The 15,169-nt window shown below is 28.5% G+C and carries 14 protein-coding genes; 13 read left to right on the top strand and 1 reads right to left on the bottom strand.

The features are described 5' to 3' along the window. The 3 genes from ACRDBA_RS15630 to ACRDBA_RS15620 form a co-directional block, all read left to right on the top strand. Window positions 1-747, top strand: a 747-nt coding sequence (locus tag ACRDBA_RS15630; protein WP_438573856.1) for a lysostaphin resistance A-like protein, incomplete at its 5' end; no start/stop codon positions are given. Between the two features lie 42 nt (window positions 748-789). Then, the gene (locus tag ACRDBA_RS15625) at window positions 790-969 is read left to right on the top strand and encodes a PspC domain-containing protein (protein WP_438573855.1); all 180 of its coding nucleotides are present in this window, start codon (window positions 790-792) and stop codon (window positions 967-969) included. A gap of 201 nt (window positions 970-1,170) precedes the next feature. Continuing rightward, window positions 1,171-2,478 (top strand): MATE family efflux transporter, encoded by a 1,308-nt coding sequence (locus ACRDBA_RS15620; RefSeq protein WP_438573854.1) that lies wholly within the window; start codon window positions 1,171-1,173, stop codon window positions 2,476-2,478. A 183-nt stretch (window positions 2,479-2,661) separates the two neighbouring features. Here ACRDBA_RS15620 and ACRDBA_RS15615 read toward each other — a convergent pair whose 3' ends face one another. After that, on the bottom strand, window positions 2,662-3,546 hold the full coding sequence (locus ACRDBA_RS15615; protein ID WP_438573853.1) for a helix-turn-helix domain-containing protein: 885 nt from the start codon (window positions 3,544-3,546) through the stop codon (window positions 2,662-2,664). A gap of 213 nt (window positions 3,547-3,759) precedes the next feature. Between ACRDBA_RS15615 and ACRDBA_RS15610 the strand changes: the two genes are divergently transcribed. The 10 genes from ACRDBA_RS15610 (at window position 3,760) to ACRDBA_RS15565 (ending at window position 15,038) form a co-directional block, all read left to right on the top strand. Then, a complete protein-coding gene (locus ACRDBA_RS15610; protein WP_438573852.1) occupies window positions 3,760-4,848 on the top strand; it encodes a Gfo/Idh/MocA family protein in 1,089 nt (362 codons plus the stop codon). Window positions 4,849-4,883: 35 nt separating this feature from the next. Continuing rightward, complete coding sequence (locus tag ACRDBA_RS15605; protein WP_438573851.1) at window positions 4,884-5,597, top strand: ThuA domain-containing protein; 714 nt, start codon at window positions 4,884-4,886, stop codon at window positions 5,595-5,597. Between the two features lie 11 nt (window positions 5,598-5,608). Beyond that, window positions 5,609-6,577, top strand: a complete 969-nt coding sequence (locus tag ACRDBA_RS15600; RefSeq protein ID WP_438573850.1) for a sugar phosphate isomerase/epimerase family protein — start codon at window positions 5,609-5,611, stop codon at window positions 6,575-6,577. Window positions 6,578-6,587: 10 nt separating this feature from the next. Continuing rightward, window positions 6,588-7,637: a Gfo/Idh/MocA family protein gene (locus ACRDBA_RS15595; protein WP_438573849.1), complete on the top strand. Its 1,050-nt coding sequence runs from the start codon at window positions 6,588-6,590 to the stop codon at window positions 7,635-7,637. A gap of 384 nt (window positions 7,638-8,021) precedes the next feature. Beyond that, a complete protein-coding gene (locus ACRDBA_RS15590; protein WP_438573848.1) occupies window positions 8,022-9,197 on the top strand; it encodes a PucR family transcriptional regulator in 1,176 nt (391 codons plus the stop codon). Window positions 9,198-9,215: 18 nt separating this feature from the next. Continuing rightward, window positions 9,216-9,968 (top strand): creatininase, encoded by a 753-nt coding sequence (locus ACRDBA_RS15585; protein WP_438573847.1) that lies wholly within the window; start codon window positions 9,216-9,218, stop codon window positions 9,966-9,968. Window positions 9,969-10,247: 279 nt separating this feature from the next. After that, a complete protein-coding gene (locus ACRDBA_RS15580) occupies window positions 10,248-12,194 on the top strand; it encodes an ABC transporter ATP-binding protein/permease (protein ID WP_438573846.1) in 1,947 nt (648 codons plus the stop codon). Window positions 12,195-12,233: 39 nt separating this feature from the next. After that, window positions 12,234-13,010, top strand: a complete 777-nt coding sequence (locus ACRDBA_RS15575; RefSeq protein ID WP_438573845.1) for a MerR family transcriptional regulator — start codon at window positions 12,234-12,236, stop codon at window positions 13,008-13,010. A 140-nt stretch (window positions 13,011-13,150) separates the two neighbouring features. After that, window positions 13,151-13,756, top strand: a complete 606-nt coding sequence (locus ACRDBA_RS15570) for a TetR/AcrR family transcriptional regulator (RefSeq protein ID WP_438573844.1) — start codon at window positions 13,151-13,153, stop codon at window positions 13,754-13,756. Between the two features lie 16 nt (window positions 13,757-13,772). Then, a complete protein-coding gene (locus ACRDBA_RS15565; RefSeq protein ID WP_438573843.1) occupies window positions 13,773-15,038 on the top strand; it encodes a cation:proton antiporter in 1,266 nt (421 codons plus the stop codon). Window positions 15,039-15,169 lie beyond the last annotated feature (131 nt).

The raw sequence follows: 15,169 nt of genomic DNA, 5'->3' as shown, positions 1-15,169 counted from the left end.
AAAATTAAACATTATATACCAATATTAATTGGAATCATATATGTGATATATTTTTATACTTTTCTAACTTTTGTATATCAAAATGGTTGGTTGATTTCATTAAAAGACGTATCACATTCAAATCTAGGAACAATATTGCTTGTTGATTGTGGGAGTATGTTAATACTTCCGTTGGCTTTAATTATAGTTTATAGGAGAAATTTAAATGAACTTGGACTAAAAAAATCTAAACACGCAATGGTATTAATACTGATTTATGGTTTATTTTTTGTATTACATAGCGATTATACTGTAAATGGAATTTATAAAGCATTTTCTTATTTGTTTATAGTTGCATTACCTGAAGAAATTATATATAGAGGATATATTTATAATAACTTAAAAAAAGATAATCGTATAAGTGCAATAATTATAAGTGGAATATTATTTGGAGTTATGCATTCAATATTGCCTAGTATTATATCAGAATCTAGTATGTCTATTATGATTAAGGATATGTTTAATCAAGTAGGAGGAGGTATATTGAGTGGCTTTATCTTTATTTTATATTTAGAAAAAAGTAATAGTATATTTGTTCCAATATTAATACATGCTTTATTAGATTATTCATACAGCATATTAGGAATACTAGTTGCTATCATTGTATTAGTTTATCTGGTTATTAAAAATAGAAGGAATAAAGAAGAATTTAAAGAGACTAATAAACATTTAATTAAAGAAATAAATTTATTTAAAGATAATTATTAATATTAAGATAATACCAAGTATAAAAATGGGGGAATATCAATAATGAAAAAAAGATGGTATCGTTCAGAAACAAATAAAGTCATTTGTGGTGTATGTGGTGGTATTTCTGAGTATTATGATATTAATGTAAGTGTAGTTAGAATATTGTTTCTTATAGTACCAGTAGGACTACCTATATATATTTATTTACTTTTAACTAAATCAGTTGGAAATAATCTTTAACTATATTAGATTTTGTTTTAAAGACATCAATGCTGTTTAACAAAACATCTATTGATGTGTACACTTTGCTAACATTAAATATATTATAATTAAATCAATAATTATAATAATTTAAATTATACTAAACTTTGGAGGTGATCTTTTGTATCTGCTTGATTTATCCCTTCTTTTTTAACAACAAAAAAAGAAGGGTGATTAATTATGAAAATAAATAAATTAGCGATTCCATTGATGCTAAATAGTATTTCTTCTACTGTTATAAATTTATGTGACCAAGCTATGGTTGGTAGAACGTATTTAGAAGGATTTGCATCAGTTGGAATAATTGGAAGTAATATATATAGTATAACAGGTGTATTAGGTGCTATTTCTATAGGGTTTAATATATTAGGTTCAAGGGCAAAAGGAAGAGATGATGATACGGATTTAAATAATAGTTTAATTTTTAGTATTATTACTAGCATCATTATAGGGACGACTTTCTTTGGTTTATGTATCTTTAAAGGTGAATACATTTTACAAAAGTATTTCAATATTTATGGTAATGCATTAAAAGATGCAACCTTATATCTCCATATATTTAGTTTATCATTAGGAATAAATCTAATCTTATTCAACATATCATCATATTTTAAGATAATAAACAAAACAAAATATATACTGTATGGAAATATAATTTCATGTGTATCAAATGTAATATTTGACTATATACTTATATTTGGTAACTTTGGATTTCCTAAATTAGGAATAGTAGGAAATGCTATTGGTTCGGTTATATCACTAATACTAGGCATAGTGTTTTATATTATTATAATAAAAAAATATAATTTAATCAGTAATACTAAAATTAATATATTTAAAAATGCAAAAGAAATTTTAAATATATCTACACCTATGATTTTACAAGAGTTTGTAGAATCAACAATAGTTGTATTTATGATGAACTATATATTATCTCAAATAGGTATGTTAGAAGTTTCTGTATATAATTTACTTTTTAGTATAATAAATATAGCATTGATGCCAATGTATGCATACTCATATGCATCATTAAATATAATAAGTGAGGATATTGGAGCTAAAAATACAATTGAAATAGACAAAACTATTAAAAGTTGTATTTTTAGAGCAATGGGATTTTATTTAGTTATATCTATGGTAATATTAATATTTAAAAATCAAATACCAATGATTATAACCAATAATATTGGGTTAATAATTAATTCATCTAAATATATGTTTATTATAGTTACTGCAAATATTATGAATATACCTGGTTGTATACTAAAATCTAGCATGCAAGCTTTAAGAGAAGAAAAGATAGTATTTATATATTCAACTATAACTTCACTCTTTTTCACATTACTGATATACATATTCGTATGTATATTAAATTATGGGCTTAATAGTGTATATATAGGATTAATGATGAATTATTTATTTTTAACTATTGTTCTGTTAAGAAAATTTTATATAAGCAAAAAGATGTTTAGTATTAAATATTCTTAATATAAAATCACTTAATACTAAATATCTATTAATTTGTAGATTTGATTTATTGAGTATATAGCTTGAGCGATGATGTGTATTATATAAGCCGCACCGACTTTCCCAAAGGGCGGAAGGAAGGCTTATATAATACACATCATTGCGGGCTACATACAACTTAGGTTACATAATTAAATTATAAATCTATCTGTAGAATACTTTTTTATATTCAAAAGGGGTCATATTATTATATTTTTTAAATAGTTTAATAAAATAACTTTGATTTTCAAAACCAACTCTAAAACACACATCAATAATAGAAATATCTTCACTTTGAAGATATTCATTCGCCATATTGATTCTATACCTGTTAATATATTCTATTGGAGTTTTACCGATTACACTCTTAAAAAATCTACAAAAATATTGATGGTTTAACCCAACGGTTTTAGCTATATCTTCTATATAAATTTTACTGTTATAGTTTTTGTGTATATACTCAAGAGCTTTTTTTATTTGCTCATCTTTATAACTAATATTCTTACTGCTATTATTAAGCTCTATTAAAAGATTTTCTCTAGCAAAAACACAAATCATCTTGTATAAACAAGACTTAACATTTAAATACCAGCCAATTTCCTTTGAATTATATTCATTTATAATTTCTTTAAATAAATCGATTATTTTATAACTATATTCTTCATCTGAATTAATACGCTGAGGCAGTTTAAATGTTTTATTTAATAATGGTGTAATAAGTGTTATTTGAGCATGATCATTTTGCTCAAAGCTTAAAGATTTAGGCGAAAAAACTAAAGCATGATGCCTACATGAGATATTGTCTACACGATTTATTTGATGTAAATCTTGGCTATTAATAAAGATTATTTCGCCTTCATTTACAATTGTAGTTTCGGTATTTATAGTTACACCAATGCTACCTTTTTCAACATAAATTATTTCAATCTCATCATGCCAATGGTAAGGAACTACCAAATCACCATATTCAAAATAACAATCATAAATCTTAAGAGGAAATAATGAACTTCCATGATTAACAAACTCTTTTAATTCTTTTAAATTTACCATACGAACTCTCCATAAATATAAAATTCTATTTAGTACAAAAAAGTCAAAATTGTGTTATTAGTTCTCAAAATAGTGTGAGAAACAATAAAAATTAATTAATATAATTAAAGTATAAATAAATAGTAATATTTTGGCAAATTAAAAAAGGTCAAATTACTTTTAAATAGAAAAATATGATTTAAACATAATAAATATGGTATTGGGAGGTAAAGTATGAAATTAAAAGTAGGAATAATAGGGTGTGGAGGTATAGCAAATGGAAAGCATATGCCTGCACTTAGTAAAATTGATGAAATCAAAATAGTTGCATTTTGTGATGTAGATGAAGAAAGAGCAATAAAAGCGAATAAAGAATTCGGTGATGAAGAGTCAAAAGTATTTACTGATTACAAAGAATTATTAAAAGAAGATATAGATGTAGTACATGTTTGTACTCCAAATAGCTCACACGCTGAAATATCTATAGCAGCAATGGAGTCAAATAAGCATGTTATGTGTGAAAAGCCAATGGCTATAAATTCTAAAGAAGCAAGAGAAATGCTACAAGCATCAAAGGATACAGGTAAAAAGTTAACTATAGGATATCAAAATAGATTTAGAAGTGATTCTAAATTTTTATACGAAGCTTGCAAAGATGGCGATTTAGGAGAAATATACTTAGGAAAAGCAAAAGCTATAAGAAGAAGAGCAGTACCTACTTGGGGCGTGTTTTTAGATGAAGAAGCACAAGGAGGAGGTCCTTTAATAGATATAGGAACTCATGCACTAGATTTAACATTATGGATGATGGATAACTACAAGCCTAAGTATGTAGTAGGAAATACATATTACAAGTTAGCTAAAACTAAAAATGCAGCAAATGCATGGGGACCTTGGGACCCAGAAAAATACACTGTTGAAGATTCAGCATTTGGGTTTATAACTATGGAAAATGGAGCAAGTATAATACTTGAATCTAGTTGGGCAATAAATATGTTAAATACAGGTGAAGCTAAAACTACACTTTGTGGAACTCAAGGTGGAGCAGATATGGAAGATGGACTTCGTATAAATGGAGAAGAAAGAGGAGTATTATACGATAAAAAGATACAACTAGATGCAGATGGAGTAGATTTTTATGATGGAGAGAGTGATGACCCAGCATACAATGAAGCTAGAAGTTGGATAGATTGTATATTAAATGATACAGAACCAGTAGTAAAACCAGAACAAGCTTTAGTTGTTACAGAAATACTAGAAGCTATATATGAGTCATCTAAAAATGGAGAACCAGTATTTTTAAAAGAAAAAGTTAATGCTTAATAATTTAAGATATAAAAACTATAGGAGAACTAATAATGATAAAAGTAACTATTTGGAATGAATATCGTCATGAATTAAAAGACGAAAAAGTTAAAGAGGTATACCCTGAAGGAATACATAAACAAATAGCTTCATTTTTAAATACAGATGAGTTTGAAGTAAAAACAGCTACTTTAGATGAACCAGAACATGGACTTAGTAAAGAAGCATTAGAAAATACAGATGTACTTATATGGTGGGGACATATAGCACATGATGAAGTTAGTGATGAAGTAGTAGAAAGAGTACAACAAAGAGTGCTTAAGGGAATGGGGCTTGTAGTACTTCATTCAGGACATTTTTCTAAAATATTTAAAAAACTTATGGGGACTACTTGTGACCTTAAATGGAGAGAAGCCCAGGAGAATGAACGTATATGGGTAGTAAGTCCAAGTCATCCTATAGCTGAAGGTGTAGGAGAATATATAGAACTAGAAAAAGAAGAAATGTATGGTGAACATTTTGATATACCACAACCAGAGGAGTTAATATTTATAGGATGGTTCAAAGGTGGAGAAGTATTTAGAAGTGGATGCACTTTCAAACGTGGAAATGGAAAAATATTTTATTTCCAACCAGGTCATGAAAGCTATCCAACATTCTACAATGAAAAAATTCAAAGAGTAATTAAAAATAGCGTTAAGTGGTGTGCACCTACTAAAAATGCATATCCAACTTACGGTAATCATAAACCATTAGAGACTTTATAGGGGGAGAAAATATGAAATTAGGAGTATTTACACCAGTATTTGCAAATTTAACATTTGAAGAAATGATAGAAAAAGTATCAAATGCAGGACTTAATGCAGTAGAAATAGGAACAGGTGGGTATCCAGGTAATAGCCATTGTAATATAGATGAATTACTAGGAAGTGAAGAAGCAAGAAAAGAGTATTTAAAAAAATTAGAAGATAAAGGACTTATAATAAGTGCATTTAGTTGTCACTGTAATCCTATATCACCAAATAAAGAAGAAGCAAAAAGTGGGGATGAATTAATCAGAAAAACTATAGAACTTGCATCTTTAATGAATGTAGGAGTTATAAATACATTTTCTGGAACTGCTGGAGAAGGAGAAAATGCAACTAAACCTAACTGGCCTGTAACACCATGGCCAACTGAATACAGTGATATAAAAACATGGCAATGGGAAAATAGATTAATACCATATTGGAAAGAAGTAGGTAATATTGCAAAAGAACATGGAATAAAAATAGCATTAGAATTACATGGAGGATTCTTATGCCATACTCCATATACAGCATTAAAACTTAGAGAAGAAACTTGTGATGCAATAGGTGTTAACTTAGATCCAAGTCACTTGTGGTGGCAAGGAATAGACCCTGTTGGAGCTATAAAAATACTAGGAAAAGCAGGAGCTATATACCACTTCCACGCAAAAGATACATATATGGATCAAGACAATATAAACATGTATGGAGTAACAGATATGCAACCATATGGAAATGTTCAAACTCGTGCATGGACGTTTAGATCAGTAGGATGTGGCCATAGTATGAAGGAATGGAGTGATATAATAAGTGCACTTCAAACTTATGGATATGACCATGTAATAAGTATAGAACATGAAGACCCAATAATGTCTATAGATGAAGGATTTAATAGAGCAGTAACAAACCTTAAATCAGTACTTATCACAGAGCAACCATCAGCACCATGGTGGGTATAAGGAGATAGATATGAAAGCATTAAAGATTGGAATAGTAGGCTATGGTGGTATGGGAGAGTATCACGAGAGAGAACTTATAAAAAATAATCCTTATGTCACTGTCAAAGGTATCTACGATATAGAGAATAGTAAAATAGAAGCTGCTAAATCAAAAGGCCTTGTAGGATATCTAAGTTATGATGAACTATTAAATGATGAAGAAATAGAAGCTGTTTTAATAGCTACTCCGAATGATAGCCACAAAGAACTTTCAATAAAAGCGATAAATAACAATAAGCATGTAATATGTGAAAAGCCAGTAACTATTAACAGTGAAGATTTATTAGAAATAGTAGAAGTAGCTAAAAATAATAACAAAGTATTTATGGTGCATCAAAACAGAAGATGGGACTCTGATTATTTAATAATAAGAAATCTATACAAAAACAAGCAAATAGGAGAGTTGTTCCAAATAGAGTCAAGAGTACACGGTGCTAATGGAATACCAGGGGATTGGAGGCATCTAAAAGAATATGGTGGTGGAATGTTACTTGATTGGGGTGTACATATACTAGACCAAATATTATTTATGGTGGATTCTCCAATTAAAAGTGTGTATTCTGATTTAAGTTATGTATTAGGTGATGACGTTGATGATGGATTTATTACTTATATTAACTTTGAAAATGGATTAAAGGCTGTATTTGAAGTTGGGACATCTAATTTTGTAAAGTTACCTAGATGGTATGTAAAAGGACTAAAAGGTAGCGGAGTAATATATGACTGGGATTTAAGTGGTGAACTTGTTGTTCAAAAGGAAAGCAGTGAAAAGGTAGAACTAAAACCAATAAAAGCTGGTGAAGGCTTTACTAAAACGATGGCACCACCAAGTGAGGACAGCACTATTAAGTTAGAATTACCTAAGGGTGAATTAGAGTATGAACCGTTTTATACAAACTTCTTTAAGGTAGTAAGAAATGGTGATGAGCCAATTGTAAAAAATGATGAAGTGTATAAAGTTATGAAGTTGATTGAAGATATATTTGAATCAGCAAGAATTAAAGAGACAATTTATTGTTAAGAATAGTTATTATTATAGGGGTGCGTCGGAAAAACCGACGCACCCCTATAATGATTTAATGATTATTTAGAAATATGAATGAAATTAAACTTACTATACATAAAAAAGCATATATTATTGTTCTTATAGTACAATGATTATGATTTATTAAAATGTTAGTATAATTATAAAATAAATAATGTTAGCTTTAGTAATAAGAAATAGAATGAGTCGTTAAATCATAATGGTAAGTTTTAAGCTACAAGAAATAGGGTATCTGTTTTATATTCAGTCAGAAATAGTGATATACTATTGAACAAGGGTTGGAAAAATAAACAGTAAAATTATATTTCTAAAATAGATATTGAATAATAAAAAGATTACTCTGAAAGGACATTATTAATTATGATAAGCTGTAAAGACTTACTTAATTTAGATATATTTAATTATATAACGTTAATAGCTGGAGAAAGTGGAATATACAAAAATGTAACATGGACATACATATGTCAAACCCTAGACTTTAGCAAGTGGGTAAATGGAGGCGAGTTATTATTTATAACTGGAATGGGTATGGACTTAGAGGAAAGTTCTCTTACAAAGTTAATTAGAGATTGTGCAGATAAAGATATATCTGGAGTGGTTATATTAAATAATAGTGAGTATATAAAAGAGATTCCTAATAGTTGCATAGATTTAGCAAATGAATTAAAGATACCTCTTTTCAAAATGCCATGGGATATAAAATTAATAGATGTTACAAAAGAGATATCTAGCTATATAATGGAAAGAAACTTAATAGAAAATAAAGAGAGAGAACTAATCAAAGAACTTTTATTTATGAAGGATATTAGTAAACTAAAGATTTGTAAATTAACAAAACATTGTGGGTTTAATACAGAAGGCCTATACTTTGTATCGATATTCAAAATAGCTAATAGTTTACCAAACAACATAAAAGAGGAATATGTATCTAACTATATAAAGATGAAGCTTACACAACAAAACATATCATATGTATTAGATAAGTATGACAAAAACATAATATGTATATTGAAGTATGAAGAAAATCTAGATCAACTTAAGTATGTTTTGAAAAAAATAAATGAAGATATAAATACATACGTTAAATCAAGTTTAAGTATAGGTGGAGTATATAAAAGTATATTTGATGTAAAAGAAAGCTATCAAGAGGCAATACATGTTCTAGATTTCTATAAATACATTAACAATGATATTGAATTTATAGATTATGAAGATATTGGGTTTTATAAGATGATCTTTGATTTCAAAGATATAGAAAAACTAAAACAATATAGAGATAAAAATCTTAATAAATTAGTAAAACATGATGAAAATAAAAGTGCAGAACTACTAGACACTTTAAAAGTGTATCTATTTAATAACTGCAACTTAGTAAATACATCTAAAGCTCTATATATACATAGAAATACATTAATATATAGGGTTAATAAAATAAAAAGCGTTTTAGATAATGCATTAGATGATCCTATGAAGAAAAATGAATTAATGAATTCAATAATGATAAATGAATATTTAAATTTCTTAGAAAATAAATAGAAAAAGGGAGGACAAGCTATGACATTAATGGCAGAAATGACATGGTACGAATTTAATGAGAGAAAAGACACAGATGTAGTTATATTACCAGTAGGTTCAGTAGAACAACATGGTCCACACTTACCTTTATTTACAGATACAATAATATCAGAAGGGTTTGCAAAATTATTAGGACGAAAAACTAATGGTATAGTTATGCCATCTATAAACTATGGATATAAGTCTCAGCCAGCATCAGGTGGAGGACCACTGTTCCCAGGAACTATAGATTTAAATGGAGCTACATTAATAGCGTTGATAAAAGACATATTAGAAGAATTAATAAGAGATGGAGTTAAAAAAATTGCTATAGTTAACTCTCACTTTGAAAATCAAGCATTTTTATTAGAAGCGATTGACTTAGTAAGCAAAAGTATGCCTGATGGAACGAAGATAATAATGATGAGCTGGTGGGATTTAATAACCGAGGAAACTATAGATAAGGTTTTTGATGAAGTTGAGTTTCCAGGCTGGGCACTAGAACATGCTGCTATTACAGAAACCTCATTAATACTTAAATTTGCAGAAAATCTAGTTCATATGGATAGACTAATCGATGAGAAAATAGAAGAAGTACCAACATATCAAGTATATCCTATACCAAAAGACTTAGTGCCAGCATCTGGATTATTAGCTATAGGAAGAACTAGTTCAAAAGAAAAGGGCGAATTAATAGTAAATGAAGCCTTAGATAAAATGGTAAGTATAGTAAACAAAGAACTAAAGAAGTAATATGTCGATTTAAAATGAGAGCTTGTTGTTCAAAATGAAACAAACAAGAAAGCAGAACTAAAGAGAAAACTTATTATTAAATATATTGTTATAAAAGGCGTCGGTTTCTACGACGCCTTTTTAGTATAGAGATAAATTATATCTATTGCGTATCACGTAACGTCATAATATATACTTACTTATATAACAATCCACGTATATCAAAGTTTATTGTGCTGAAAGATGGTTATAATGTAAAGAATTATACAAAACTAAAAACTTTAAAAGGAGACGCGAACAATGAGAATTCTTAAACTTAAAAATATAAATAAGAGTTATACAATAGATCGAAAAGTAAAAACTTCAGTATTAAAGGGTGTCAATGCAGAATTTAATTCTGGTGAAATGGTGGCTATATTAGGAGAATCAGGCTCGGGTAAATCTACTTTAATGAACTTGATAGGTGGTCTTGATAGAGAATACACTGGAGAGATATTAATAGGTGATAAAAATTTAAAGGATCTTACAGAAAAAGAAATAGATGCTTATCGAAAAGATAAGGTAGGATTTATATTCCAAAACTTTAATCTTATTCCTCATCTTACTGTTATAGATAATGTAACAATAGCTATGACATTATCAAATATCAGTAATAATGAACGTATAAAACGTGCAAAAGAAATTTTGGATCAAGTGGGTCTAGCCGATCAAATGTATAAAAAACCTAATCAATTAAGCGGTGGACAAAAACAAAGGGTAGCTATTGCTAGAGCATTAGTTAACGATCCAGATATAATCCTAGCTGATGAGCCTACTGGAGCTTTAGATTCAAAAACAAGTGAGCAGATTTTAAATATAATTACGAGTATAGCTCAAGGTGGAAAACTGGTAATTATGGTTACACATTCTAATATAGTTGCCAAACAATGTAATAGAGTAATAACTATAAAAGATGGTGTTATTTTAGATGACAAAGTAAACTATGAGGTAGACTCTAATAATATAGGAGAAGATATAAATCAAACTAAAACAAAACAAAATCTATCCCTACTTGCATCGATTAAACTATCTATACGTAATATGAGGCAAAAACTTGCAAGAAACATACTTGTATCATTAGGATCGAGTATAGGCATAATTAGTATAATTTTGATGCTAGGAATAAGTACGGGTATAAAAGATTACATAACAAATCAGATGAATGCAAATGTTAATCCATTATTAATAGAAGCATCTAAACCTAATGATACTGAAAATGAAACCAGTGGGCCAAAGCCTCCGTTTTCACTTAATGGAAATAAAGAGTTTACTAAAAAAGAAATCGATGAACTTAAATCTATTAAAAATGTTGATAAACTAGAATTAGGATATTCTGCAATGACATTCGGAAGTACTGTAAAAATAGATGATGTTGAACATCAATTTAGTCAGGTAGCAACTATATCAAATGCACTACTAAATGATTCTTTTGTAGCAGGTGTTTTACCAAAAGATAAAGAAGTAGTAGTATCTGATACTTTAGCAAATGCAATTTCAGATGATACTGAGTCTGTAATAGGTAAAGAGATAGAAGTAAATATAGTAGATACAGGAAAAATTATAAGTGGTAAAGCAAAGATAAGTGGAGTTTACCAAAGTAGTAATCCTATGGAATACTTATTATTTAATTTAGAAGATATAAAGAAAATATATGAAGATAATGAAATAGATATAGAGCCTAATGTTGCTAATATAACAATGAAAAATAAGGAAGATATAAATGACACTAAAGAATTTTTAAAAAATAGAGGATACAGTATGTCAATGCCTGATCAAATGATTGATATGTTTAATGAAATGTTAGATGTACTTACAATCATACTTATAGTAATATCAGGTATTTCCTTAATAGTTTCGGCTATAATGATATTAGTAATTTCATATATTAGTGTAGTTGAAAGAACTAGTGAAATTGGTATATTAAAAGCAATAGGAGCTAGAAGGAAAGATATAAAAAGGATATTTAGAACGGAGTCATTTGTTTTAGGTGTGTTTGTAGGAACTATTGGTATTCTAATATCTATTTTACTTTCAATAGTAGCTAATTCAGTATCGCTAAAGCTTATGGATGTAGAAATGGTGATTTTAAAACCCTCGGATTTAATAATAGGATTTTTAGTAGCTGTAAGTGTTAGTGTAATTTCAGGAGTATTCCCAGCGGCAAAAGCAGCTAAACTTGATCCTATAGAATCATTAAGACATGAATAAGTTTATTATAGATTATATAAGTAAAGTGAGGTGATAGAAATGCAAGATAAAGGTCAAATTTCCATTAGCAAGCTAGCGAAATTTGCAAATGTATCTGTGAGAACTTTACAATATTATGACCAAATTGGATTATTAAAACCATCCTCATTTAGCGAAAGTAAAGGAAGGCTATATACAGAAAATGATATTGCCCTACTTCATCAAATAGTAACATTAAAATCATTAGGACTTACTTTAGATGAAATAAAGCGTAAAATTAGTCCTGTTGATAATAGTAATGATGTTTTAGATATTTTGACTCAACAAGCATATATTATTAATGAACAAATATCAAAGTCTAGAAAAGTTTTAGAATCAATTGAAATGATTAAAAGGGAAATTAATGATTCTAAAAAAGTAGACTGGTCAAAATATTCTAATATGATGAAGCTAATAAGTGATAATAATGAATATTATTGGGTGATTAATTATCTAGAGAAAGATATGATCAAAAAAATATCAGATATACACGAAAATAACAATGAATTAAATAGACCAGAATGTTGGTTAAAGATATGTTTAAATAAAGCTATTGAATTGGATAATAAGGGTGTTTTATACGATAGTGAAGAAGCTCAAGCACTGGCAAATGAATGGTGGGATTATATTAAGCGATATACAGATGGAGACAAAGAGCTTATTCATCAGATTTACAATTTTTATAATTCTGAATATGAATGGCCAGGAGAATTTGGAAGTATTCAAAAGCGATCCAAGGTATTTTTAGAAAAAATAATAGAGCATTACCTGATACAAAATGAAATAATTTTACCATAGAGGGGGTCGGTTTTTCCGATGCCCTTTTAATATTTGTAAAGGATGGTATTTAACATAAAAAGGAAAAATATGTTGACCACTTGGTCTACGAGTGATACTATTTAATTGACAGACTAGTAAGTCTATGAAAGGGGAGCGCTATGAATGAAAGAGAAAAACAGGCAACAATTAGTAAAGATAAAATAATAAATGTTGCACTAGAAGAGTTTGCAATTAACGGATTTAAAGCAACATCAACTAATTCTATTTGTAAAAACGCTAAAATATCAAAAGGATTATTATATCATTATTATGAGTCCAAGGAAGTACTTTATTTAAACGTATTACAACACGTAATTGATAAACTTAAAGAAAATATAACAATAGGAATTGATGACAATCATAAAAAAGGAATTGATTATATAAGTGAATACTTTAATAGAAAATTTAAATTCTTTAGAGAAAACCCACTTTATTCAAAGCTTATTGAAAGTGTAATATTAGATAATATCGAAATTACCAAAGATATGGTGAAAGAATATGAAGATTATAACAATTCACTTATCTATGAAGTAATAAAAAATGTAGATATTAATCCAAAGTTCGATAGAGAAAAAGCCTTTGAATTAATAGTAATCATAGGAGAAAAGTTAGAAGAAAAACACTTAAAAAGCATTGATAATGTAGATAAAGAAACTGCACTTGAAGAATTTAGAAAAGACCATAAGATAATGATAGAGATGGTATTTGCAGGAATAGATAAGTAAGGGGGATTAGAATATTATGTTTAAAGGAATTATATTATTAACAGTATTTTTAATAATTGCATTTATGGTTGGAAAACTAGTTTCAAAACTACAGTTACCAGCGATACTAGGATGGTTAATAACAGGAATGGCCATAGGGCCTCACGCTCTAAATTGGCTAAATGGAAGTATAATGGATACAAATTGGTTTCATATTCTATGCAACATAGGTGAAGTATTAGTAGGTATGTTAATAGGTACTGAATTGATATTGAAAGAACTTAAAAAATCAGGAAAACAAATAGTTACTATATGTATGTTTGAAGGAATAATGGCATTTGTATTAGTTACAATAGCCTTCTTTATATTTGCAGATATACCAATTTCAATAGCCTTTGTATTTGGAGCAATTGCATTAGCTACAGCTCCTGCACCATCTTTATCAATAGTAAAAGAATATAATGCAAAAGGTCCTGTATCAAAAACATTAATACCACTAGCTGCACTTGACGATATGCTAGCAGTACTTGTATTTTTCGTTGTAATTGGGTTGGTTTCAGGATCAATGACTGGAGAAGAAGTAAAGATACTTCCGATAATTATGATGTTAATAGTACCTTTAGCAATAGGTGGATTTACAGGGATTCTAGGTGCAAAAGTATTAAAGCAAGAATGTTCAAAAAACATGACTATTTTAAAAACAGCCTTATTAATAGCACTTACTATTATAATAGGTAGATATATAAATGATAATATAATACAAGTTAACTTATTATTATCAGGAATAGCATTTGCAGCAGCAATAGCTAACATGGTAGAAGAAAAAAGATTAAACCAAATACTCCAAGCTATAAATCCTATAATAGGGATAGCACTTATAATAATGATAGTGAACCTAGGTGCACCTCTAGATTATAATTTAATCTTAGGAGCAGGTGTTTTAACGGCCATATATATTATAGCAAGAGCTATAGGTAAGATATCGGGAGCATATATAGGAGGTAAATTATCTAAGGCAGATGATAATGTATGTAAATACTTAGGGCTAACGCTTTTACCTCACTCAGGAGTATCACTTTTATTCACAGGAATAGCGGTAGGTAGTTTAGCCCCATTTGTACCAGAGTATGCTACTATGATACAAGGTACTATTGCAGCAGCTGCTGTTATTAATGAGATTATAGCTGTATTTCTAGCTAAGCAAGCATTTAAATTAGCTGGAGAAATAGGGCATAATGATATGTTAAGAGAATCGGATAATTTTATATTAGAAGAAGCTGTTACAGAGCAAAGAAGTAAATAGCCTGGTTTATAGTTTTTAGTAGCAAATTGGGCTCACTATGCTGGGTATTATATAATACCCAGCATAGCTAAATCCATAGACTATGTTTATCAAACTCTAATTCAATGCATTTCCAAGATTCATTTAAAATA

The sequence above is a fragment of the Clostridium sp. genome (assembly GCF_051654825.1).
Lineage (GTDB): Bacteria > Bacillota > Clostridia > Clostridiales > Clostridiaceae > Clostridium.
The sequence above is the reverse complement of the archived record's forward strand: the minus strand, read 5'-3'. Positions and strand labels throughout refer to the sequence as shown.

Coding starts and splice junctions, on each gene's coding strand:
- ACRDBA_RS15625 (WP_438573855.1), top strand. CDS start 790: ATGAAAAAAAGATGGTATCGTTCAGAAACAAATAAAGTCATTTGTGGT.
- ACRDBA_RS15575 (WP_438573845.1), top strand. CDS start 12,234: ATGCAAGATAAAGGTCAAATTTCCATTAGCAAGCTAGCGAAATTTGCA.
- ACRDBA_RS15615 (WP_438573853.1), bottom strand. CDS start 3,546: ATGGTAAATTTAAAAGAATTAAAAGAGTTTGTTAATCATGGAAGTTCA.
- ACRDBA_RS15585 (WP_438573847.1), top strand. CDS start 9,216: ATGACATTAATGGCAGAAATGACATGGTACGAATTTAATGAGAGAAAA.
- ACRDBA_RS15605 (WP_438573851.1), top strand. CDS start 4,884: ATGATAAAAGTAACTATTTGGAATGAATATCGTCATGAATTAAAAGAC.
- ACRDBA_RS15595 (WP_438573849.1), top strand. CDS start 6,588: ATGAAAGCATTAAAGATTGGAATAGTAGGCTATGGTGGTATGGGAGAG.
- ACRDBA_RS15600 (WP_438573850.1), top strand. CDS start 5,609: ATGAAATTAGGAGTATTTACACCAGTATTTGCAAATTTAACATTTGAA.
- ACRDBA_RS15620 (WP_438573854.1), top strand. CDS start 1,171: ATGAAAATAAATAAATTAGCGATTCCATTGATGCTAAATAGTATTTCT.
- ACRDBA_RS15610 (WP_438573852.1), top strand. CDS start 3,760: ATGAAATTAAAAGTAGGAATAATAGGGTGTGGAGGTATAGCAAATGGA.
- ACRDBA_RS15570 (WP_438573844.1), top strand. CDS start 13,151: ATGAATGAAAGAGAAAAACAGGCAACAATTAGTAAAGATAAAATAATA.
- ACRDBA_RS15590 (WP_438573848.1), top strand. CDS start 8,022: ATGATAAGCTGTAAAGACTTACTTAATTTAGATATATTTAATTATATA.
- ACRDBA_RS15565 (WP_438573843.1), top strand. CDS start 13,773: ATGTTTAAAGGAATTATATTATTAACAGTATTTTTAATAATTGCATTT.
- ACRDBA_RS15580 (WP_438573846.1), top strand. CDS start 10,248: ATGAGAATTCTTAAACTTAAAAATATAAATAAGAGTTATACAATAGAT.